The sequence below is a fragment of the Coleofasciculus sp. B1-GNL1-01 genome (assembly GCF_040220235.1).
Taxonomy (GTDB): Bacteria; Cyanobacteriota; Cyanobacteriia; order Cyanobacteriales; family Coleofasciculaceae; genus Coleofasciculus.
The window spans coordinates 1-23,204 of sequence record NZ_JAVJTO010000017.1 but is presented as its reverse complement, the minus strand read 5'-3'; the positions used below and the strand labels follow the sequence as shown (position 1 = coordinate 23,204).

The window sequence follows — 23,204 nt, the reverse complement described above, 5'->3', positions numbered from 1 at the left end:
GGGGAAATACTTATGAGAATTAATCAAATTTCAGTCACTGATTTATTCGGTGTTTTTGAGTATGTTGTCTCCCTGAATTTGGAAGAGCGTATTACCATAATTCATGGTAAAAATGGAGTAGGAAAAACCACATTACTAAAGCTGATTAATGGCTTTTTTAAATTGCGGTATTCAGAGCTTCGTGCTATCCCATTTAGTCATCTAAAAATAAACTTTGACAATGATGATTATATCAAAGTAAATAAGGCAAATAAAAAAAACATTAAAAAAGGAAACTCTGATTCTGATGAGAGAAATAGACTAACGTTCTATTTTGAAAACCAAAGCCATAATAATACCAAGGAATTTTCCACAGACTTTATCATTAAAGAAGAAAAGCGTAGAGCTTTGAATGCTGTCAGAGTAATCGAAGATATTATACCTGGACTTGAAAGAATAGGAGGGAGTCGGTGGTTCTATATGCCTACTAGTGAAGAACTATCTTTGATAGAAGTTTTAGATCGTTTCGGTGAAGGTATTCCTGGAGCAGGAGAAACTTTTATCACACCCACCGAAGATTGGTTAAAAGAATTAACCAATTCTATCAATGTTCGTTTTATAGAATACCAGCGTTTGTTAAATTCAGCATATAATAAACGATCACAACTATTCAATAACCGTCCCCCATTAATGTCACCTTCTGTTGCAAGTTATGCCAAAGAACTTGCCGAAAATATCCAAGCCAAGCTGACTGAATACGGTACTTTGTCTCAGTCACTTGATAGAACTTTTCCAGCAAGAGTAGTTCAACAAAAACAACTGCCTGAACTAACGGACGAAGAATTAAGACAGAAACTCAATGAGCTTGAAGAAAAACGTTCTAAATTAATAGAAGCTGGACTTTTAAACAGAGATGAAGATCCGAATTTTCAAATTCAAGGCGATATAGACGAAAGTACAAAGAAAATTTTGTCAGTTTATATAGAAGATGTCGATAAAAAACTCAGTGTATTTAATGAGATAGCTAGAAAAACTGATTTGATTAAAAGGATTATTAATGATAAATTTTCTTACAAGCAGATAAATATTAGTAAAGACAAGGGGTTTACTTTTACCACTGATAATGGCAACTCATTATCGCCGACAAATTTGTCATCTGGAGAACAGCACGAACTTGTCCTTCTTTATGAGTTATTATTCAAAGTTAAACCTAATTCTTTAATTCTCATTGATGAACCAGAACTATCATTACACGTCGAGTGGCAAGTGCAATTTCTTAAAGATTTACAAGAAATAACTAAACTGTCTAATATTGATGTTTTAATTGCAACTCATTCGCCCGATATCATCCACGATCGCTGGGATTTAACGGTTGAGTTAAAAGGACCAGCGGAATGAGAGAATTTATTACCCCAGATCGGATTGCAAATCAAATTCGGATGCGGCGTAGTAGTCACAAAGGTTCTTTTATAATCGTAGAGGGGCGCAGTGATAAGCTCGTGTATGAGCGTTTTATAGATGGGACAAACTGTGAATTTTCTATCGCTAATGGTAAAGAGAATGCTGTTGCTGCTATAAAGATTCTTGAACAAGATAATTTTGCGGGTGTTCTCGCCATTGTAGATGCAGACTTTTGCCGACTAGAGGGGACTTTACCTTATAGCTTAAACCTACTCTTAACCGATGAGCATGATCTGGAAATGATGCTGATTAAATCGCTGGCTTTAGACAAAGTACTTTCCGAACGTGGTTCAGAGAACAAGATAAATAAGTTTGGTAAAGATATCATCCGTTTAACGTTGCTGGAAAGGGGGAAAAGGATTGGATATTTACGATGGGTTTCATTGAAAGAAAATCTTTCCCTGAAGTTTGAAGATTTAAGTTTTAGTAAATTTATTGACAAATCCACGTTATTTATTGATACAGATACACTGATTAAACTTGTTAAAGGTCACTCACAAAAATTGGGACTGAGAGACCAAGATATTCAAAGAGGTATAGAAACTTTAGAAAAAACTGCCCACGATCCTTGGCAAGTCTGCTGTGGTCACGATATTATTTGTATCTTATCGATAGGATTGAGCAAAGTGTGGGGGTCATGGAATACCAACGAGGTTAAACCCGATACTCTGGAGAGAGAATTACGACTCGCTTACGAGGATTCTTATTTCCGCACCACTCAACTCTATCAATCAATTCAGCACTGGGAAATCAATAATCAACCCTACCAGGTTTTGTCGCCGGGAAATTAAACTTAGCAATTTTGGGTGAGTGTGAATGAAATGAAAAAAGGCGATTACACTCTCTCACCGCCACAATTTTCAACAATCAGTATAAGGTTGATGAATAAGTATTGGGGTGAGGCGAGGGAACAGGGAACAGTCAAGGATATTACACAATCGCGCAAAATTTGCCAAACTAGAGATATTCCTTTCGCTTGGGAGTAAGCGGTAATGTGGTTGGCGGGATTGTTTGTTTTTGGCGGCTGGATGGTATCCTTGTGCTTGCACGAGTTTGGTCATGCTGTTGTCGCCTACTTCGGTGGCGATACCTCGGTTAAGGATAAAGGCTATTTGACGCTTAATCCCCTCAACTATACTGACCCAGGTTTGAGTCTACTCATGCCGATGATATTCTTGGTCATGGGGGGAATTGCCCTTCCCGGTGGGGCGGTTTATATTGACCATAGTAAATTACGCGATCGCAGATGGGATAGTGCAGTCTCGGCGGCTGGTCCGTTTGCTAATGCAGTGGTGACGGTGGCGTTGGCGATTCCGTTTTGGTTGGATTGGGTTACGGTATCACCTGATGATTGGTTAGGACAAAGTTTAGCTTTTCTCATTTTCCTACAAATTTTTGCCGTTGTTATCAATTTATTGCCTATTCCCCCGCTGGATGGGTATGGAATTATTCGCCCTTGGTTACCGCCATCGCTTCAGCAACGACTGAGTAAATTAGGTCGATATAGTTTTTGGTTTATTTTTGGCGTGTTATGGTTTGTACCTGCCGCAAGTCGAGAACTTTTTCTGTTCATTTATCAAATTGCTTTACTTCTCAAGATTCCTCCAGAAGCGATTCAGTTAGGGAGTGTCCTGTTTACTCAACCCGCGACGAAGTTGGCATTAATTGTCGGATTTCTTGGCTTTCTCTGGTTGATGAAACAAAAGGGAAATCAAACCCAAAATGCTAGCGATTTACACTGGTTTAACCAAGGAAATAAATTTATAGAAAAGCAGCAATATGATCACGCGATCGCGGCTTACGATAAAGCTATTCATATCAATCCCAATTTATATCAATTGTGGTATAATAGAGGACTTTGCTTGGCAGAGTTGCATCAATTCAAAGAGGCAATTACTTCCTACCAGAAAGCCATTAAAATTAAACCAGACTTTTATCAGGCTTGGAATTCTCTAGGTAACTCATTTTATCACTCACAACAGTATACAGAGGCGATTACTGCCTACGACCACGCCCTGCAACTCAAACCGAACTTGGCTGATACTTGGTATAATAGAGCCTGTTGTCGTGCGCTGCAAGGTTACGCTGATCTAGCGATTGACAGTCTAAAACAGGCAATTGAGATTAATCCCAATTTCCGCGAACAAGCGAAAACTGATGCTGATTTTGAATCGATTCGGAATAGTTGGCGTTTTCCTGAGAGTTTGCCGCACTGATAATCAATAACAAGTGATTCTGTGGTGGGCAAAAATAAGCAATGATACTATCAGGGTTTTAAACGTTATAAATTTTGCCCACCCTACGTCTAAATCATAAAATTAATTTTCTTAAGCTGTCACACATTTAAATTAGAAATGGGTAGCGAGCAAGATGCTCACACTACAAAAAGGATTTCGTCCTTATTGACATTAAGGTTTCAATGCCAAACAGCTTAACAAATCACATAAGACGAAGGACAAATAACATAAGATGAATCCACTTTCCCAACAATTGCCAATAGTGCTTTTAGTCGCCACGACGCTGGCAATACCATCAACGGCTGATTTTCATCCGGCACAAGCGCAAACCTGTGTGGCTGCTAGCAGTTGCAGACAGGAATCCGTAAAATTTGTACCGGGTCAACGGATTACTGTTGAGGTAGCGAATTTAACCTCTAGTGTGATCAAACTTCAACAGGTCGATGTTACAGACCCTTTACCTGTGAGTCCCGGACAGGTTCTCTCTTTTGTCCGAGGCGGTAATACTAACCCGAATTTCTCAGCGGTGCTTTGGGATACCCAAGGATTACCCTTAAATGTGAATATCCGCAAACCTGAAGCCCGAGTCTTACGCATTGAAGTATTGCCCAGTGGTCGTTCTCCAGGGGTTCGCGCTGTTTATCTGCAAGATGACGGTCGAGTAGAAGTGATGTAAGGTGTTAGGTGTTGGGTGCATTCATTGATTATGAACAACTATCCTTGTTATTCTGCTCAACTTCTGCCTCGTATTCGCCATACCCCAAATCATTGGTTTGGTAATCACGATAGTCAGGAGATATCTGTTGTTCCGGCTACTAATGCCGCGAAAACTAATCCGTCTCCAGCGTCGCCTGTTACCAAGACTCTAGATCCGTTGTTATCGCAACGGATTTTAATCACAACTGAGTGATCGGAGTGATCGAGTTTAAGAAGTGTAAATTATTCAGATCCCACGCTTCAAAGACGTGGGTTTTTGTGTTAATCGTTCATGGTTCATGGTTCCTGGTGCATGGTTCATGGGTTTTGAACAATCAATGATAAGTGCTGAACAAAGCAGCTTACGTCAATCCGGCTCAATTGAGCGATTAAGCTGGCGTATGATAGTCTATGATACTCAAAGAAAAGACAAATTACGTCATGTAACATCAAATATGATTAATTTTTTGTTATCTAAACTTACTATCATATACAATTAAGTTTAGGTTGACATCTGCCTATTGGCAGGTAAACATTAAATTAAATTTTTTTCCGATTCTTCCCCAAAATTTTTACATTCAATAAGTAAGCTGATCAATGTCGGGTGGAGAAATAACCATGAATAATTGTCCTTGTTGTTCATCTCACTTACTAGCTCACGTTCGTGACAAGCGTATTTATTGGTTTTGCTCTCGTTGTCGCCAAGATATGCCTGTTAAAGCTAGTAATAGAAACCCTTTTCACAAAGAGTTTTCTTTTGTAAATCCCTTAAATGACATTTTGTCACAGAAAGTTTTAACACCAGCCGATTAAGTCGATCTTAACCCCCCTTAATCCCCGTGCAACAAAAGCGAAGCATCCTTTGTCATCCCCCCTCTTGTAGGGGGGAACGAGGGGGGTAGAGTTAAGGTATTGCTTGGGTTTTCCGCTTAAGTTGACACGGGCGCACGTCGGTGCGCCCCTACGATTTTTCAAAGAGATTGCGAATATACCCCCACCGTTTACCCATCTGAATGGGGGCTAATCCATCACTAAAAGACCTGACTTGATCAAATTCTGGTGAAATGACTGGATCGCCCTTTTTATTGATATACCCCCAAAACGATCCAATTTTGACGGCGGCTAATTCCTGGGAAAAGGGTTGCGCCGCATCAAATTGTGGCTCAATAACCAATTCTCCAGTAGAGTTAATATAGCCCCAGCGATCGCGCAATTGCACAGGGGCAAGTTCTTGGGCAAATGACCCCGCCGCGTCAAAGTTGGCGGGAATCACCAGTTGACCCGTTTGATCACAATATCCGTATTTACCTGCCAGTTGTACCCCTGCTAATCCTTCGGAGAACAACTCCGCCTGATCAAACTGAGTCGGAATGACCCATTGACCAATTTTATCGATATAACCCCATTCATCTCCAACCTTCACCGCCGCTAACCCTTCACTGAACCGAGTCGCCTGATCAAACTGGGGAGAAATTACGGATTGACCGGATAAATCGATATACCCATACCGACTACCAATTTTCACTCGCGCTAATCCTTCGGCAAACTGATCCGCCTGATCAAAGTCTAAACGAGTGATCAGGTGTCCGGTTTTGTCAATATAGCCCCACTTGTACCCCATTCGCACTCGCGCCCGTTCCTCCTGAAATGAATCCAGCCAATCAAATTCAGGCTGAGTAACGAGATTCCCAAAGCGGTCAATATAACGATATTCAGCCCCAACCCGACGATGGGTAAACCCTTGTGCCTTCACTTGTGCAATATTAAAAGGAACCGATTGGGCATAGACGTGCGATCGCAAGGCGTTGGCTAAGGTATCATTATCCTGGCGCAAGCCCTCGTAGAAAAATAACACCTCCCCGGCTAACCCGCGATCGCGATTGTACTCAATTGCTTGGACTAAATCCTGGGAACTGATGCGATACGACCCGCTTTTAATCAGGATTCCGGGTATCACTGTAGACAATTGTACCGGGCTTAATTGGTCATTCACCAACCGATCAACAAGCTGTTGATAACTAGCAAAATCCCGACGATAGAATTGAGGATGCATCATATCTATTAATCCCTGATCCGCCCACGCTTGGTTATCCTGTAAATATTCCTGGAATCCCCAAGGATAGGGACTAGGTGCGATAGAAATTATCAGGTTTGGATTAATCGTCACTACCTGTCGGTATAGACGAGTCAGGAAATCCGTTAGCAAATCTGCCCGCCATTGTAACCATTGGGCGTCTTTTGGGTTTTTAGGCGGTTCTTGGTTGAACTGCTGCACATAGCGTTGTACCGTTTGCTGATCATACCCCCCTTCAGATGGCAGGGCGGGTAAACGATCATCCCCCTGAATTCCGGCAATATCGTAATTTCTAATAACTTCTAGGATAAGTCCGATGATAAAATCCTGCACCTGGGGGTCAAATGCATTCAGCCATTCAAAGTTATTTTTGGTGAGTAAATTCCCTTGACGATCCCGCGCCGCCCAATCGGGTTTTTGGGCAAGTATGCGTCCACCTTTTTGATTATAGGAACTGGCAAAACCATATTCAAACCACGGAATTACCGCTAATCCTACGTTCTTCGCCGCTTGAATCAGTTCAGCGAGGGGATCTCGTCCAGTAAAACGGGGATCAATTTCTAGTCCCACTGTATCTCGCATTAGGCGACTGGGATAAAGCGTCGCCCCATTCTTCCAAACCACCGGAAAAACGACATTAAATCCGGTTTCGGCGAGGAAATCCATCGCCTCAGCTATGTTTTTTTGGGAATTAAAGACTTGGCTATCGGTAGTCGTTAGCCAAACGCCTCGGATTTCGGGTGGGGATAATTGATTTCGGGCGTTTGTCGTCAGCGCTTTAGCGCTTCTGGCACTAAAGTGCCTACTACGAACCCAGCTTAAGTCAACGCCATTTTGCTGCAATCGTACTAATGCAATTCCTTCAGAAAACGGTTCGGCTTCATACAGTTGCGGATCAACAATAAAGGTGCCAGTTTTATCAATATATCCCCATTTATCGCCTAGTTTGACCCTCGCCCGTCCTTGCACAAAAGAATCTGCTGCATCGAATAACGGTTCAATGGCGATAATATCCCAACCGGGAACATACTGTCGGGGAACGCCAGGAAGGTTTAACGCCCGACTAATCAGTGCAGCCACTTCGCCTCGTGTGGCGTTGCGATTTGGGTGTAGGCGTCTGACATCTGGATAGTTAACGACTAAAAACTTATCGGTTGCGGTTGCGATCGCGCCCCGTGCATAATTGGGAATAGTTGCTGCATCATCATAGTATTGCTGGAGAATTGGGTTAGGATTTGGATCACGGTCATACTGTAACCCACTGACTAATGCTACCAGCGCTTGTACACGGGGAATGGGTTGATTGGGGCGAAAGGTTCCATTCGGATAACCGGAGAAAAATCCAGCACGGGTAACCGTTTGAATCGCGGAATTTGCCCAGTGATTGGCGGGTACATCGCGAAAGTTGATGGCATCGCGCACCGGGGTAGCCTGGGGAAAAGCTTTATTTAAAATCGCCGCAAATTCAGCCCGGGTAACGGAGTTATTGGGGCGAAAGCTACCATCCGGATAACCACTGATAATTTGGCGGGTAAAAAGCTGGTGAATTGAGTCTTTTGCCCAATGGGTTTGGGTATCAGCAAAGCTGGAATCGGTGGAGATCGTCATTTGTCATTTGTCATTTGTCATTCGTCATTCGTCATTCGTCATACTCGCTACCCTTGAGAAGCAAGCTACGTCATTTGTCTTATGTCATTTATCATACTCGCTTTTACGAGAAGCAAGCTACGTCATTTGTGAATTATTCCCAGTGGAGTGTTAAGGTATTATCGGGGTTCAATGTTGCGCGATCGCGAAACTTTTTTCCTTCCCGATTCAAGACATCTCTTAGCCATAGTGTATCTGTTGCTGAAGCTCGATTTAATCGCATATTTTTGATCTGAGTCGGTGTCATTTGCAGATTAATTAGCTGTCCTGTGGCTGGATTCACAGTCACGAAGTACATTAAGTTTAAATCATCTCGATACTGTTCATAACCGCTGATTCCTTCATAATCAGTGAGTAAATCACCACATCCATAAAGAATCAGTTTTTCCCGATAAACTTCTATTCCTTTGACATGATGGGACGAATGTCCGTGAATGATATCAACACCAGCTTGATCAATCAGTTTATGGGCAAATGCTCGTTGTTCACCAGGAACCTGATAGCCCCAATTTCCTCCCCAGTGAATCGACGCCACGACAATATCTCTGGGTCGTTTTACGTATCGAATGTTTTCTTTAATCTCAAGGATAGTGCGATCAGAAACATCTGTTAATCGATTAACACCAGGCTTATCATCAGTAGCTGCCCAACTCCGGGGAATCCCGCTGGTTTTGAAACCCCAGGAAAACACAATGACTCTACCTTTTCCTTCAATTTCCATCACGGTGGGTGCTGCGGCTGCTTTAAGATTGTGTCCTGCTCCCGCACTTTTTATGTTCAGTTTAGTTAAGGTGTCTAATGTTTCTTGTAACCCTGCATATCCCCAATCAATAACATGGTTATTTGCCAGAGAACAATAATCAATATGGGCGGCTGTTAAGCAAGGACTATTATCGGGCTGCATTCTATAATGGATGAGTTTATCCTGCCAATACTCGTCACTCTTGGTGATACTGGTTTCCAAATTAATCAGTCTTAAATCGGGGGATACTCGCTCGAATTCCTCAAGTGCATCGCCCCAGATGTAAGCGAAGTTAACAGGTTTTTCAATAATACCATTCGTGTTCTCAGCCAGGGTTACATAGTCTCTGGCATCTTTGATGTAGGATTCGTGGAGAACGGGGTTACTAGAGTGAGGTAGCACCTGATCAATCCCTCTTCCCGTCATCACATCACCACACAAAAATAGGGTGATAAAATTAGACGTACTATTATCCATAATAACGTGTTTATGATTAACTTAGCTCTCAAGCGCGATCGCCAACGGCACACTACACCAATGTTAAACTCAATCTAAGATAAAGAAAGTCGCGATCGCAATCCTGGTTCATGTCATTTACCTATTCTCCCGGAAACCTACCCTTTCAACGCCTGCGCGATGTGCGTGGGGCGCTGCTGCAACTGCATAAAGCCCTTCTCCACTCGGAACGCGATCAGTATGAACGGTTTCATGGGCGTATTCGTTCAAAAGGAGAGTTTTTCCAACTGGTTGTCCAAGATGAATGGTTTAGTTGGTTACGCCCTTTCTCTCAATTTATTGTTCAGATTGATGAAGCGTTGAGTGCCAAAGAACCAATAACGTTGCATCAGGCAAATGAACTTTTAGACGAAGCCCGTTCTCTGGTTTCTCCGGATGAAGCGGGGACAAATCGAGAGCAACGTTACTATCAAGCAATTCAACGTGATCCCAATATTGCCCTGATGCATGCTGATGTGTCAAGATTGCTTTCCAGGAGTAAACGTTAACTAAATAGGCTGTTTTCCTGGAAAACATTTGACCCCTCCCTAACCCTCCCCTTGTCAAGGGGAGGGAACTTCTCCCCCAGCTTTTCGATGAACTCTCTGTTCCCTATTCCCTATTCCCTATTCCCGTTAAAACTTGTCTTGATAATAAATTTGGATTAAATTTTCCAATTTCTCGTCAGGGCAACATTCAATCAATGCTTCAAATACCTCCAGCAATTTTGCACCACTTTCTCCTAAAGTTGGACTCAATCCCCAAACATCCTGTACCCAGTCTTGAGGACGTTCATCGTCAAACACTAAACGTTCTAGCAGTTGCTTGGCTTCTGTTTTAGAAATCTGTTCGTTGTCATTTCTCATGGGTCATTAGTCATTCGGGACTTATAGTTGGGGACAGTTCCTCACCAATTGAAAGGCTTGTCACCCTCAATTATTGTTCAAGCGTTTCCATTTGATAACGAATAGCGGCAATCCCTTGCTCATTTCCTAATTCTTCAAAAATCGCCAAGGCATTTTGATAAGACGATTGCGCCATTTTTTCTTTGCCTTGTTGACTGTAGATTATCCCCATATTGTATAAAGCTAGAGCTTGTAACTCAGGGATATTCTCAGCGTTGAAAATGTCTAAAGCTTGCTGGTGAAAGTCTAAAGCTGGGGCATATTCTTTTAAGTTTTGATGGGATAATCCCAAGTAATACAGAACCTCTCCTTCTAAGATATTTTCGTTCAAGTCTTGATAAATACTGAGCGCTTCTTGAAGGAAATCGATCGCTTGCTCATTTTGATCTTGAGCGAAATAAAGTTTGCCAATATTACCCAATACAATGCCTTCACTGCGGCGATTATCCACTTCTCGGAAAAGTGCCAGTGACTTTTGGTGCAGATCCAGTGCCTGAGAATATTGTTCTAGACTTGAATAGACTGAACCCATGTAATCGAGGATAATCGCTTCTTGGTACGGATCATCGAAGGTTTTGGCTAGGCTTAAGGCTTGTTCGTAAGCGTTTAGTGCATCATCATACTGTTGACGATGCTCATAAATTAGACCAATTTGGGTCAGGGCTATGGTTTCTTCTACGGGGGCTTCGACTTGCTTAAATAGGTTGGATGCTTCCTCTAGTCGATTCAACGCCTCCTGCATTTGACCTTGCTGATACAGATTAATTCCTTCATCTAGCAACTGTTGGGCTTGACTGACTTGATCTTGAGAGGTTTGGGCTTGTACCTGGGTTGATAGAGATAGCGATAGATTAGGCGATAGGGAAATCGGCGAGAGGAATGTTAACAGCAGCGTCGCTGTCGCCAAGCTGAGAGAGTGAAGTCGGTGGGGTAAGGATAAATAGGTCATGAGGCTAAAATCGTAGTTTATCAGGATCGAGCAGATGACACCATAAAAAAGCAGAAGGCAGAAGCAGAAGCAAAATTTCAAGCTACAGTCTCACCAACCGCCTAGGGTTAAAACCCAAGGAACCAAAAGCTTAAGTCGTTTAAAGACGACTACATAAGAGTTTTATATTCTATTTTAATAGAAACCTCTTTTTTGCCCTGGCGACTAGAAGCCCTGGCGACTAGAAGTCGCAGCTACACAAACAAAGTCCGCCTGCGCGGACTAGCTTATTCCATTATGCCTAATTCTAGAGATTGAAGCCAAAGGGAGGCAGGATGTGTTCAATATCCGATCCTAAACGAATCGTGACGCCAAACGTCTCTTGCCACGTTCCCACTACACTGGTGAAGAAATAGGAACTATTGGCATCTAACTCTTGTTCGACTAAAATCTCTGTTTGGTCACTAATCTCTAATGTTAGACCCTCTGGGAAACCTGTTGGAGACTCTGTGCCTAAAATGATCAGTAACGCCCATTCGGGGACGGTTGCAGATAAGAGGGGCCACGTTATCGCATACAAGCGCAGGGGGATGTCTGCTACTTGGAGATTACGATACGCGCCCTTGGCTTGAGGCGGAATTTCGACGTTATTGTACTCCAGTTGTTGCACGATCGCATCCAATTCTTCAGTGGCTGATCGGCGCATGGCGGTAGCGGGGGTTAAACTAGGCAGAAGTTGCCAGGAGAGTTCTTGGGCGAGTTCGTCTAATTCATCCTGTAACCAACGTCCCACATTAATTACGTTTCGGGTAATGCGGCTGAGTACATCAGACAGGTAGTTCTGGAGGGTGGGTTGGCTTTGGGGATCGGTTTGCAGTTGATACAGCCAGGTACGTAATTCCGGACGGGTAAGTACGAGGGTGGCTTGTTCCCAGGTTAAATGGTGCCAGAGTTGAGACGCCGGAGACTGGAGTTGGGGGAGTTTGGTTTCCAGTTGCGATCGCGTCTGGGCAAGTTGTAGGCGGCGATCACTGGGAATCGGGGGGAGGGGAATGGCGCTGGGGGTTAAACAGCGTAATTCTAACAGGAGGTGACTGGGTTCGGTGTCGAAGCAATCGAGGGGGAATGAATAAGTCCAATCCTCCTCAGGGGTTAAGCCTAGAGTATCCCGGTGTTCGATGAGTTGGGGATAGGAGACAAACCCTTTCACCACGGCGGTTTCCTCTTCCTCTTGTACGTCTACGATGACGTAGAAATGGGGGATAAATTCGGGAATATCGACAACAGTTCGGGGTATAGATATCTGATCATCGGTTAGGCTACCTTGGGCAATTAGACAGAGGGTAAACCCATTCACTTGAAAATGACAAACGGCTTCAATCAAATTCGCTGTCGCAGAATCGAACAGAGACGTGAGATCGCGATTTACGGTTAAATCAGAACTACGTTCGGCTAACCATGTTTCAAAGCCAAATAGGGCTAAAGCATTGAGATAGGTTTGCCATTGGCGTTGTTCGTTAGCAATGGGTTGGGCGAGGTGAACGGCTTGTTCAATCGCATCGTCAGAGAGTTGGATGGTTTCAATGGCGAAAGCGTCACCATCAAGCCCGGGTTGAGTGGTTGAGTAGAAAGTCATGATATATTACTCCTGTTATCTAGATAGAGGCAGAGTCTTTTAGCAAAGAGGCTGCGGGTTTTTTGATGGCGTTCATGGGTAGCCGTACTCGCTTCTGTCGCCGCGTCTTCGATCACCTTAGTAACTTGTTCTGCGATCGCCTCTTGAATTTGGTGATGAACGGTTTGCAGGCGTTGGCTACTGGTATAGCGTTGGGCTTTCTCCAGGATGCGATCGCTTAAATAAATTAGTAATTCCCGTTGAATATCGGCGCGAAAGGCTTTCAGTTTTAGGAGACGGCTAATTTGAAATTGTCCTTTATAGTTAAAGTTTCGGGCAATATCGGACATAGATTGTCCCTGACAGTGAAACAGATGCAACGCAGTGAGAAACTGTTGGGCTTTTTGGGAATCTCGACGCTGTAACTTCATCGTGCGATCGCCTGTAATTCGGGCAATGGCTTGATCTAAACCCCGAAGAAACTGTTGGCGATAGGCGGTTAAAAATTCGCTTTGTTCATCAGGTGTGGGTTCAGAATAGGGGACATCTATAGGTTGATTCGGCGTTGCATCCAGGGATTCGCTTTTTAACGTCCCGCCACGTACATAAATTCGGTACTCACGCAGTCGAGAGGCGATAAGTTGTAGTTGGCGCAGGAGGAGTTCTGGGCGTAGGGGAGAGGAGAGGCGTTGCGCCATTTGCTGTAATTGTTCGGGGGTGGGAGGGTGACATTTTCCTTTAACTCCAGCGAGACGTTGTTTTAGGCGTTGACTGCGGTAGACGGCGTGATAAGCATCAAGAAGTTGTTGGGCGCGTTGGATTTCCGATGGGGTTAAGTGGTGAAACTCGGCGAAAATACGATGTAGTTGTTTGGGTTTGGTATCATTTAAGATTGCCCAATCACTAACTAAATAAATCCCATGTTCGAGTAGAAACTGATTCAGGGGTTTATGGTGTTTCACCCGACGGGTTGTCCAAGTAGCGAGGCTGCTTTGTTCGGGGTCAAAACTCTGTAAGATTTCATCCAGGAAGGATTGGTAGGTGGGAGAATGGCGGTGGGGTTTACCGATTTCTTCATCTAAGACAAAGGGTAATAAATCGGTACTGCTAAAGCCATGTTCCGCGCCAAACCGACTGGCTAACCCCCGACAAACAGCGTCAATTTGCTGTGACATAAAGCATTTGAGACAAAGTTGAGCCATACTACTCTGATCAGCTACTTCCCCTGCTCCCTCTGCTCCCCCAGCTTCCCCTGCTTCCCCTGCTCCTTGCATCCAGTACCAGAGTTGACGTTGAACCTGGGTATCCGAGACTTGAGTCTCTGGGGTAAAATCAGGGAATGATTCCAGGAAAAATGCCTTAGCTTCAGTAATTTCCCGGATTTGGCGTCTCCCGGCTGCATCAATCGCGATCGCACTCCAATATCGGGAAGCTGTGTTAGTGGGGATTTTTACGGCGCTCAAATGGTTGCTCATCACTCGTGTATCAGGGGCTACGTGGGCGGGGATATCGTCTCAAGGGTTGTACCTCCATAGTTTAAGATTGATTGGCGAGAATCAAGGGTTGTTCAGTCGGATCTAACTCTGAGCGGCTAGAGCTTATGCAAAACAATTTTCGTAGTGGGACTTGAACGAAAAAAGACCTAAAACAGGTTATAACGTAGTTATAGTAAGCCTTTCGCGTTTTCTGACTTTAACTTGAAAGAGACCCATCCGGCAGCGATGCCTAATTGCTTTGATAAAGGACGACAGTATATTGGAGAAATCGGAAAGTGTACAGAACAGAGAAGCTCAAAAATCATGAAGGGATTCGATTAGATTAAATAGCAAAAAGCTTACCCACAGAAGCTTTTAAGCCAGTCATCTTAAATCTGGGCAATGTCAAATGGCTTTATCAGTTGGTTAAACGAAAATAGGGACGTATTTGTCGCTTATAAAGCCAGTTTGGGCTTTATTTGGCGTTGATTTTTGTTTAAGTCCCGCTAGCGGAACAAATCAGTCAAATATTAGGTTGGATTTGACTCGAAGCTACGCCAGACGCCGACTAAGACGCCCTGTACCTCTACCTTTTGTGCTGTCACTTCTATGGGCGGATAATTAGAATTAGCAGGTTGTAGGGTGATCATATCCTCTTGCCGATAAAAATGTTTTAATGTTGTACCGTATCCTTCGACTCTAGCGGCGACAATCTGACCATTTTTCAATTGTTCGGGTTCAGGAACGGGTTGCATAATCACCAAATCCCCTTCTCGAATTAAGGCTTCAATCATGCTATCCCCTGTAACCCGGAGGGCAAAGTTACCAGGTTGGGTGAATAAACCGGATAAATCAATCCGATCCATGCCATCGATAAAGGGTTCCACCATACCCCCCGCCGCGATCGCACCTAACACAGGTACTCCCGATGTCGTACTGCTGAGAATCCGAATCGTCCGGGCTTTGCCTTCTGTCCAATCAATGTACCCTTTGTTGCGTAGATGTTCGAGCCGACTCTGAATCGGTGCGGGCGATCGCAGGTTCATCGCCCGCATCATTTGCCGGATTGAGGGCGCGTGTTGGGCTGTTTGAATATAATCAACCAGCCAATCATAGAGTTCTTTCTGGGCTTGGGTGAGGGGTTCCATCATTCTATAAATTACACTAGGTTTTGACGAAGCAGATAGCTCAACCATTCGACTTGCTAGTCTTGATGGCAGTCAATCTGCCCTGAGAGGGGTTAAATTGAAACCCATTATTCAACTAAACGAATACTATTTACTATAGGACATTAGTAGTACTAATGTCCTATCCTTGTCCGGTTAAAAGCAATGTTTAATCAGTTTTATGTAGGGGCGGGTTTCCCTATTAACGTTTTTGACCTCACCCAGATACAAGTAAACCCGCCCCGACTTAACCATAGGCTTTACCGTTAAACCATCCCATCCACCCCGTTAATCAGCGCCTAAAAGACTAGCCAGTAGCGCTTTCTGGGCGTGCATCCGGTTTTCGGCTTGATCCCATATCCGCGATCGCGAACCTTCCATCACCTCGTCAGTAATCTCTTCGCCTCGGTGGGCGGGTAAACAGTGCAACACGATCGCATCCGTTGCCGCTAAACTTAAGAGTTGTTCATTGACCTGATACGGTAAAAAGACTGGAATTCGCGCATCGGCTGACGCTTCCTGACCCATACTTGCCCAGACATCGGTATAAATTACATTAGCGCCCTTAACGGCTGCCTTTGGATCATCCGTAATCGTCACTTCACTGTTGACCGCCAGTTGTTTAGCTCGATCTACAATTAAACTATTCGGTTGGTAAGCCGATGGTGTGGCAACTCTGACATTCATCCCCATGAGGGCGCATCCTACCATGAGTGAGTGAGCCACATTATTGCCATCACCCAAATACACAACCGTCGCACCCGCTAGTGAGCCGAAGCATTCTTGAATGGTCAACAAGTCTGCCAAGACCTGACAAGGGTGTTCTAAGTCAGTCAGGGCGTTGATAATCGGAATCTGAGCATACTCAGCAAAGGTTTCTAGTTCTTTTTGCTCGAAGGTGCGAATTGCCAGGATGTCCAGATACCGATCCAAGACCCGGGCTGTATCTACCACAGGTTCTCCTCGACCCACCTGGGTGACATTGGGGTTCAAGTCAATCACTTGACCCCCCAGTTGGTACATTGCCACCGAAAAACTGACTCGGGTTCGGGTCGATGCCTTATAAAACAAAAGCCCTAACACCTTATTGCATCGCAGGTTAACCTGACCGGTTTTCAACTGGATAGCTAGATGCAACAGTTCGTGAATTTCATCCGCACTCAGGTCAGCTAAACCTAACACGTCTCGTCCTTGTAATGCCGTCATGTTCCTTCTCCGATGTCCTTCTCCGATGACTCAGTGGATCGGCGCTTGCCAGAAAGCACGTTGGCTGGGGTAATCTCACCCAGCACCACTTTTTACCGATGTCAGTCTCCTACGGCTACCCAGGTTTTGGCAAGAAGCACCGTGCTAAAAATTTAGCAGATTTTTATCGGAGCAGTTTAATTTTGAGGCGGATGATGTAGAATAGTAGTTTTTTTTTCGGAAGCGTTGAGAACCGATCGCCAATATTACGTCTCGATCCCCTGTAGATTCCGTGAGTTGGCATTGACTTGATTAAATCGATGCATTTAGCCCCTCCCAAACTCTAAACCTTATGAAACGCTACGTCATCCTTCTCTGTGTCGTTGCCATCATTAGTACCAATCTTGGTTTTTTCTATCTGGCATCGGGTTATCTTACTGAAGAATTTTATCCCCTCCAGAAACTCCTCTGGCTGGTGTTAAGCTTGGTGAGTCTGAGTTTAATTTTGGCACTGCCGATCGCCTTAGGATTAGTTAAAGCTTTTTCCAATAGTCAAGATGATGCTCAAGAGGAGTGGTTTAGTCAAGTTCCAGCATCGCCCTCATTTCAGGATAACCTGAACCGGAAACAATTTGGCGATCGCACCCCTTCAAGCATCGCGGCTCAACTCGCCACGAATCAAGCTCTAACCACCAATAAAGATAACACCCGTCTCCTTTTCAGCCAGATCGTTAACCCACAGCCCCCATTTCGCGATCGCCTTCAGAAAATCATTGACGATTTGTCGGATCAAGACCTTGATTTCCTTTCACAGGAGCCAAATGCTAATCCTTCTATGTTGATGGCAAAGGTTCAGCGTGTTGCCAATTTTACCGATACCCTTTTCGATACTCTCACCTTAAATCCCAACCCGCCGCAACGTCTCAATTCATCAGTGAATCTACACTCCATCACTCAAGACGTGTTAGAGCTTTGTCAACCCTTAATTCGCTCCAAAAATTTACAATTACGCAACTCCATCGCTGCCGATTCCCCCCCTTTTAATGCTGATGCTAATCAATTGCAGCAAATCTTGTATAACTTAATCATTGACATGATTAAGTTTACCGAAAAAGGCGTGATCGACATTTCAGCCACGATTACCCCTGAGCAATTGCAACTGATTATTGCTGATATCGGCATCAATATTCCCGCAGAGCAATTACTGGAGAATGCCTATAGTGCCACAATCCAACAGTACAGCAGTATCGCCTTCGGATTAATCGTGACTCGGCGTCTGGTCGAACTCAATGGCGGTCAACTCCAGGTTGAATCAATCGGCAATCAGGGTTCCCGCTTTATTTTGACGCTACCCATTTCTGATAATCAACCAATCCCCTTAGCCGCGTCTGGCAAAAAGCCTCTGTCTCTAGTAAAATCCCCCAATAAAATAGCTGCTGAATTTAAACACTCCTCTGTTTCAATCCAGTCATTCAAGATTTTAATCGTAGCTAATAAAACTGTCAATTGGCAAGCCCTAATCAAGCCCTGTTTAAATTCTCCAGATTACATGATAAAACGGGTCGCGAATGGCAAGCAAGTTTTAGCCGAAATCGAAAAAGGCTTTAAGCCTGACTTGCTGATTGTGGATGCCGTAATATCTCCCGTGAATGGCTATGAACTTTGCCAAACCATGCGCCGTTTTTTCTCAGCCAATGAATTGCCGATTATTCTCGTTGGCGATAAAGAAAAGCAACCAGACTGGCAAAAAATACAGAGCTACCAGATCAATGATTATTGGGCTAAACCCATTGATCCCAATGAGATGTTTGCCCGAATTAATCCTTATCTGCAACTGACCCAAATCAATGCCAACTGCAACCGCTTCATTCCGTCGAAATTACTCCAAATTTTAGGCTATACCAACCTCAGTGAGGCTCAATTGGGGGATTGCGTAGAACGGGATATGACGATTATGTTTGCCGATATTCGCTCATTTACTACCTTGTCGGAGAAGATGTCGCCCCAGGAAAATTTTGATTTTATCAATAATTATTTTAAGAAAGTCGTCCCCACTATCCGTCAGCACAATGGTTTTGTGGATAAGTACATCGGCGATGCGATCATGGCAGTCTTTCCCGAAAAAGCTGAAGAAGCCTTAGATGCGGCGATTGAAATGCAAAAACAGATCGCCATCTATAACGGGAAGCAGCAAGAAAAAGGAAGCCTACCGATTTCAGTGGGCATGGGACTCCATAATGGTAGTCTGATGTTAGGTACCATTGGAGAAGAACAACGGATGGAGGCAACAGTCATTTCTGATGCCGTGAATCTGGCATCTCGCTTGGAAGGATTGACGAAGATTTTTGGCGCGTCGATTATCTTTAGTGAAAAGTTTTTGCTGAGTCTGGATAATCCGTTAAGCTATAATTACCGATTTTTAGGGAAAGTTCCGGTCAAAGGAAGAAAAAAAGCGGTCTCTGTCTTTGAAGCCTTTGATGGGGAACCCCTAACGTCGGTTAATCTGAAAATTAAGCATCGAGGCAAGTTTGAGTTGGGGATTCATCTTTTTTATAGCCGAAAATTTGCTGAAGGCTATAAAATATTTAAAGAAATTTGCCGAGAAAATAATCAGGATAAAACCGCTCTCTTCTACATGAAGCGTTGCCGCAAGTTCCACAAGCTATGGAGGTGGGGGCAATGGGATGATTTTAATAGCAAAAGATATCAATTTTAAATTATGAAAAGTAAGACAGAAGCCTGTTTGAAGGTAGAGGGCTTCCAGAAGGCAGAAGGAAAGGAGCAAGGTGGTAAGGTAGAAGCAAATGATAATAACAATTTCGACTCAGATATTGTAGCTGACAAGAACGATTGGAAATCGTGGAACCAGACGAAACCAAGTCTGCTTGAGCGGACTAACAGGAAATTAAGGGTTTGGCAACCCGCGAAGGTGGGTTTCGTTTGTGTAGCTGCGGTTTCAACCGCCCTATTGAGAATGGTGGTGATGGCGACTCCGGTTCAGAGTGCGACGAAAATTTATATTCCCTATGGTCCGTTAGAATTTTCTCTGCCCATTGAGGCACTGGAAGTTTACGCCACCGAGGGTAAAATTGAGCCAGAATTGGCGTTTTATGCTAGTTATGTGGAACCGCAACAGTTAGAACGGTTACGGCAGGTTTTAGTTACCCCCATCGAGGTGAGTCCAGTGGCGATCGCACAGTTTCTCTATTCGCCTCAAGGGGAAGCCATCTTGGAACGGTTGGGGGAAGTGATTCAAACTAAAGCCGGTCAAGAGGGATTCTATGCGATTCGTGCTGCATTAATCAAAGCGGCGGCTGAACCGGGGGGGCTAACCTTATTAAATGTACTGCGGGAGTTTCCCACCTATGGTATACGGATTAACTCTGCCCGGAGTTTTGAGCTTATTGAAGAACTATCTCGGTTAAGTCGGCAAACCCAACAAGCGATCGCGGCGGTGAATCAGGAGGCGATGGCGGAAGTTCAAGCCCAGATTGAGTCCCAGTTTCCCCAAATGCCACCCGACTTTTCCGAATTACCCGACTTGCGGGAACCCGGACTCGTTGCCTATTCTCAACAAACCCTAACATTGAATGATCCCAGTCGCGGACGCCGATTTCCGGTGGATTTGTATTTACCGTCTGCGACATCTGCTGGGGAAGGATTAACTCCCCTGATTGTAATTTCCCACGGACTCGGTTCTGATCGGATGACGTTTGAATATTTAGCCCAACATTTGGCATCTTATGGGTTTGCTGTAGCCCTACCAGAACATCCTGGCAGTAATGCTGAACAATTACAAGCCCTGAGTCGAGGACTAGCTAGTGAGGTGACACCGCCGTCAGAGTTCATTGACCGTCCCTTGGATATTACCTTTTTGCTGGATCAACTGGAACAATCCTATCAAGGACAGTTGAATCTGGATAATGTTGGCGTATTGGGTCAATCCTTTGGCGGTTACACAACCTTGGCGCTAGCGGGTGCGGAACTGAATTTTGAGCGATTACAGCAAGTTTGTGGGGAGTCAGAGGATTCCTTGAATGTATCGCTGTTGCTGCAATGTCGGGCATTAGAGTTACCCGTGGCGGACTATGACTTTCGTGATCCACGGATTCAAGCCGCGATCGCGATTAATCCGGTGGGGAGTGCTATCTTTGGCGAATCTGAGTTTGCTCAAATTCAAATCCCCCTGATGTTGATTTCGGGAAGTAGTGATACTGTAGCACCTGCGCTTCCGGAACAGATTCAACCCTTTACTTGGCTAACCACACCGAATAAGTATCTGGCATTGCTGAATAAAGGCACTCACTTCTCTAATCTGGGAGTCTCGACAACGGCGGTAGAATTGCCACCAGAAGTGATGGGTCCTGATCCCGCGATCGGGCGTGCCTATACCCAGGCGTTGAGTGTTGCCTTTTTTGAAGTCTATATTGCGGGTCAATCGGAATACCAACGTTATCTCAATGCAGCTTATGCACAATTCCTCAGCCAAGACGCCATGCCATTGAGTTTGGTTGAGTCTTTAACGCTAAATCAACCCGTTGAAGAGATCGATGAACTGAGGAACGTCTCGCCCTCGCCACAGGCACCACTTTTGATTCCGCTTCCGTAAACTTATGTTTCAGAAGTTTGTCGTTTTTAAACAAATATAAAAGACTCTATCAAGGGGTTGCCTATCTCAGAGAACGTGCTAAATTGAATATAAAGCTAAATAACTTCTGGCGACAGATAAAACAGCTTAGTCTACAAACGTTAGAGTTAGGAGGAAGAAAAAACCTGTCTCATTTAATATCTGTCTCATCAGAAGATAGCAACAAACAGCATAAAAACAGCAACATTCATCGAGAACGTTGATATTTCCTCAAATAGAATCTAGGAAGCTGCGTTACTGAATAATTGATTTATCAGTGCCACTTCAAGTTTCATTGCCCAAAGGAGGAAATCACTCAGCCAGTATTGTTTGAATGTTGTTGTTTTAAGATAAATATTTTTAAATCAATTGAAGCATCCAACGAATGGTTGTGATTGCCAAGAGAAGCCAAACAATCACAATAGTTGCAGCGGCTATCCAATTTTTAGGCTTACTGTTAGGTAGATTTGTTTGTACTTGTTTTCGGTACTTAGACATAATCTGTGGAGGGATCATCTTAAGTGCAAGTTTAATCCCCACTGGAATTAGGATTAAGTCATCCAAGTAGCCTAGAACTGGAATAAAGTCAGGAATTAAATCAATTGGGCTAAATGCGTAAGCAACAACACAGGCAGCAAAAATTTTGGCATACCAGGGTACACGATGATCACGATAGGCTAAATACAAGGCATACAGTTCAATCTTCAGTCGCCTTGCTTGTTGCTTTAGCTGATCTAACATCAACTTCCATCAATGCAATCAATATGTCAAATCCTAACTCAGTTAGACGAGTTTTAACCGCTAAAACATTTTCCAGAAGATTCCTTCCCCCTCTACCCACACTACTCCGTCCAAGCGGCAAAACCCCAAACAGAATTGACGCATGCAAGGATTTTTGAACTTAAACAAATCGGCTGGATTTACCTCTCACGACTGTGTAGCGAAAGTGCGGCGTTTGCTGCGGCTGAAACGAGTCGGACATGGGGGAACCTTAGATCCAATGGCTACGGGGGTTTTACCGATCGCACTGGGTAGAGCGACCCGTTTGTTACAGTATATGACCTCAGATAAAGCATATCAGGCGACGATTCGGTTGGGGGTGAAGACAACAACCGATGATTTAGAGGGAGATATTGTGGCGACGGCTTCTGCTTCTGGATTAACTCTGGAAACTGTTATCCCTTTGTTGCAAAAGTTTCAGGGAAAAATTGAGCAAGTTCCCCCGATGTACAGTGCAGTTCAGGTTCAGGGAAAGCGGCTATATGAGTTAGCTAGGGCGGGTAAAACGGCGGAGATCCCCAGGCGTCAGGTTGAAGTATATCAGATTGAGGTATTAGATTGGCGTCCAGGAGAATTAGCGGAACTAGATGTGGCGATCGCCTGTGGTGCGGGAACCTATATTCGTTCCATTGCCCGTGATTTGGGAGAGGTTCTTAAGACTGGTGGAACCTTGGCGTCCCTGATTCGTACCCAAAGCAGTGGATTTACATTAGATAATAGCTTGAGTTTAGAGGAATTGGCTGCACAGGTACAAGCCGAAACCTTTACTCCAATTCCACCTGAAGCCGCGTTAGAACATTTAGGGAAGGTTACGTTATCGCCAGATGAGGCTAGTCGTTGGTGTCAGGGTCAACGTATAAAGGCAGAGGGTAGAGGACAGCAGATAGAAGGAGATAATAACGGTATAAATAAACAGAATATAAATCAAGATGCTTCGACTGATTCGGCTGCCAATATTCGGCGAGTTCACCACGAAGATGGGAGGTTTCTGGGTATTACTCAGGTGATTGAATCAGAAGGTGAGGTATTGCTTGCGCCTAAAATGGTTTTGTTGACACTCTGCGCTCTTTCATAGACGCAGATTCTAGCATCGCTAAGACCAAAGCCTTAAACGAATGGGTGCTGTCAAGGCACCTCTAGTAACTTCACTCAGATCTAAACTGAGTTTTGCCTTTACTTTGCGAAGAATATT

General features: G+C 44.2%; 19 protein-coding genes. 10 read left to right on the top strand and 9 right to left on the bottom strand.

Annotation, left to right across the window (positions count from 1 at the left end):
- Positions 1-12 precede the first annotated feature (12 nt).
- The 5 genes from RID53_RS03670 to RID53_RS03650 all read left to right on the top strand — a co-directional run bounded on the left by RID53_RS03670 (position 13) and on the right by RID53_RS03650 (position 4,587).
- Positions 13-1,377 carry an AAA family ATPase gene (locus tag RID53_RS03670; RefSeq protein ID WP_446386823.1) on the top strand — a complete coding sequence of 455 codons (1,365 nt, stop codon included), beginning with the start codon at positions 13-15 and terminating at the stop codon, positions 1,375-1,377.
- Complete coding sequence (locus RID53_RS03665; RefSeq protein WP_446386822.1) at positions 1,374-2,231, top strand: DUF4435 domain-containing protein; 858 nt, start codon at positions 1,374-1,376, stop codon at positions 2,229-2,231. The genes RID53_RS03670 and RID53_RS03665 overlap by 4 nt, the downstream gene beginning before the upstream one ends.
- A 201-nt stretch (positions 2,232-2,432) precedes the next feature.
- Positions 2,433-3,656, top strand: coding sequence for a tetratricopeptide repeat protein (locus RID53_RS03660; RefSeq protein ID WP_446386821.1), 1,224 nt, complete (start codon positions 2,433-2,435; stop codon positions 3,654-3,656).
- A gap of 253 nt (positions 3,657-3,909) precedes the next feature.
- Positions 3,910-4,353, top strand: a complete 444-nt coding sequence (locus RID53_RS03655) for a hypothetical protein (RefSeq protein WP_446386820.1) — start codon at positions 3,910-3,912, stop codon at positions 4,351-4,353.
- A 30-nt stretch (positions 4,354-4,383) separates the two neighbouring features.
- Entirely contained in the window at positions 4,384-4,587 is a 204-nt protein-coding gene (locus RID53_RS03650) for a hypothetical protein (protein WP_446386819.1), read from the top strand.
- Positions 4,588-5,334: 747 nt separating this feature from the next.
- Here the strand turns inward: RID53_RS03650 and RID53_RS03645 are convergent.
- Both RID53_RS03645 and RID53_RS03640 read right to left on the bottom strand, forming a co-directional pair.
- A complete protein-coding gene (locus RID53_RS03645) occupies positions 5,335-8,055 on the bottom strand; it encodes a WG repeat-containing protein (RefSeq protein WP_446386818.1) in 2,721 nt (906 codons plus the stop codon).
- Between the two features lie 133 nt (positions 8,056-8,188).
- The gene (locus RID53_RS03640) at positions 8,189-9,313 is read right to left on the bottom strand and encodes a CapA family protein (RefSeq protein WP_446386817.1); all 1,125 of its coding nucleotides are present in this window, start codon (positions 9,311-9,313) and stop codon (positions 8,189-8,191) included.
- 110 nt (positions 9,314-9,423) lie between these two features.
- Here RID53_RS03640 and RID53_RS03635 point away from each other — a divergent pair, with 110 nt between their 5' ends.
- On the top strand, positions 9,424-9,840 hold the full coding sequence (locus RID53_RS03635; RefSeq protein WP_446386816.1) for a hypothetical protein: 417 nt from the start codon (positions 9,424-9,426) through the stop codon (positions 9,838-9,840).
- A 126-nt stretch (positions 9,841-9,966) separates the two neighbouring features.
- Here the strand turns inward: RID53_RS03635 and RID53_RS03630 are convergent, their stop codons facing one another.
- The 6 genes from RID53_RS03630 to argF all read right to left on the bottom strand — a co-directional run bounded on the left by RID53_RS03630 (position 9,967) and on the right by argF (position 16,626).
- Complete coding sequence (locus RID53_RS03630) at positions 9,967-10,197, bottom strand: hypothetical protein (protein WP_446386815.1); 231 nt, start codon at positions 10,195-10,197, stop codon at positions 9,967-9,969.
- Between the two features lie 70 nt (positions 10,198-10,267).
- Complete coding sequence (locus RID53_RS03625; protein WP_446386814.1) at positions 10,268-11,185, bottom strand: tetratricopeptide repeat protein; 918 nt, start codon at positions 11,183-11,185, stop codon at positions 10,268-10,270.
- 286 nt (positions 11,186-11,471) lie between these two features.
- Complete coding sequence (locus RID53_RS03620) at positions 11,472-12,800, bottom strand: DUF1822 family protein (RefSeq protein ID WP_446386813.1); 1,329 nt, start codon at positions 12,798-12,800, stop codon at positions 11,472-11,474.
- Positions 12,797-14,254, bottom strand: a complete 1,458-nt coding sequence (locus RID53_RS03615; protein WP_446386812.1) for a hypothetical protein — start codon at positions 14,252-14,254, stop codon at positions 12,797-12,799. The genes RID53_RS03620 and RID53_RS03615 overlap by 4 nt, the downstream gene beginning before the upstream one ends.
- Before the next feature lie 530 nt (positions 14,255-14,784).
- Positions 14,785-15,402, bottom strand: coding sequence for a transcriptional repressor LexA (gene lexA, locus RID53_RS03610; RefSeq protein WP_446386907.1), 618 nt, complete (start codon positions 15,400-15,402; stop codon positions 14,785-14,787).
- 306 nt (positions 15,403-15,708) lie between these two features.
- The gene (argF, locus tag RID53_RS03605; RefSeq protein ID WP_446386811.1) at positions 15,709-16,626 is read right to left on the bottom strand and encodes an ornithine carbamoyltransferase; all 918 of its coding nucleotides are present in this window, start codon (positions 16,624-16,626) and stop codon (positions 15,709-15,711) included.
- 12 nt (positions 16,627-16,638) lie between these two features.
- Between argF and RID53_RS03600 the strand changes: the two genes are divergently transcribed.
- From RID53_RS03600 to RID53_RS03590, 3 genes are all read left to right on the top strand, one after another.
- Positions 16,639-16,782, top strand: a complete 144-nt coding sequence (locus tag RID53_RS03600) for a hypothetical protein (protein ID WP_446386810.1) — start codon at positions 16,639-16,641, stop codon at positions 16,780-16,782.
- Between the two features lie 175 nt (positions 16,783-16,957).
- Positions 16,958-19,321 carry an adenylate/guanylate cyclase domain-containing protein gene (locus RID53_RS03595; RefSeq protein WP_446386809.1) on the top strand — a complete coding sequence of 788 codons (2,364 nt, stop codon included), beginning with the start codon at positions 16,958-16,960 and terminating at the stop codon, positions 19,319-19,321.
- A 258-nt stretch (positions 19,322-19,579) separates the two neighbouring features.
- Positions 19,580-21,214, top strand: coding sequence for an alpha/beta hydrolase (locus RID53_RS03590; RefSeq protein ID WP_446386906.1), 1,635 nt, complete (start codon positions 19,580-19,582; stop codon positions 21,212-21,214).
- Positions 21,215-21,592: 378 nt separating this feature from the next.
- Here RID53_RS03590 and RID53_RS03585 read toward each other — a convergent pair whose 3' ends face one another.
- Positions 21,593-21,973 (bottom strand): YkvA family protein, encoded by a 381-nt coding sequence (locus RID53_RS03585; RefSeq protein ID WP_446386808.1) that lies wholly within the window; start codon positions 21,971-21,973, stop codon positions 21,593-21,595.
- Positions 21,974-22,115: 142 nt separating this feature from the next.
- Between RID53_RS03585 and truB the strand changes: the two genes are divergently transcribed.
- Positions 22,116-23,087, top strand: coding sequence for a tRNA pseudouridine(55) synthase TruB (gene truB / locus RID53_RS03580; protein ID WP_446386807.1), 972 nt, complete (start codon positions 22,116-22,118; stop codon positions 23,085-23,087).
- Positions 23,088-23,204 lie beyond the last annotated feature (117 nt).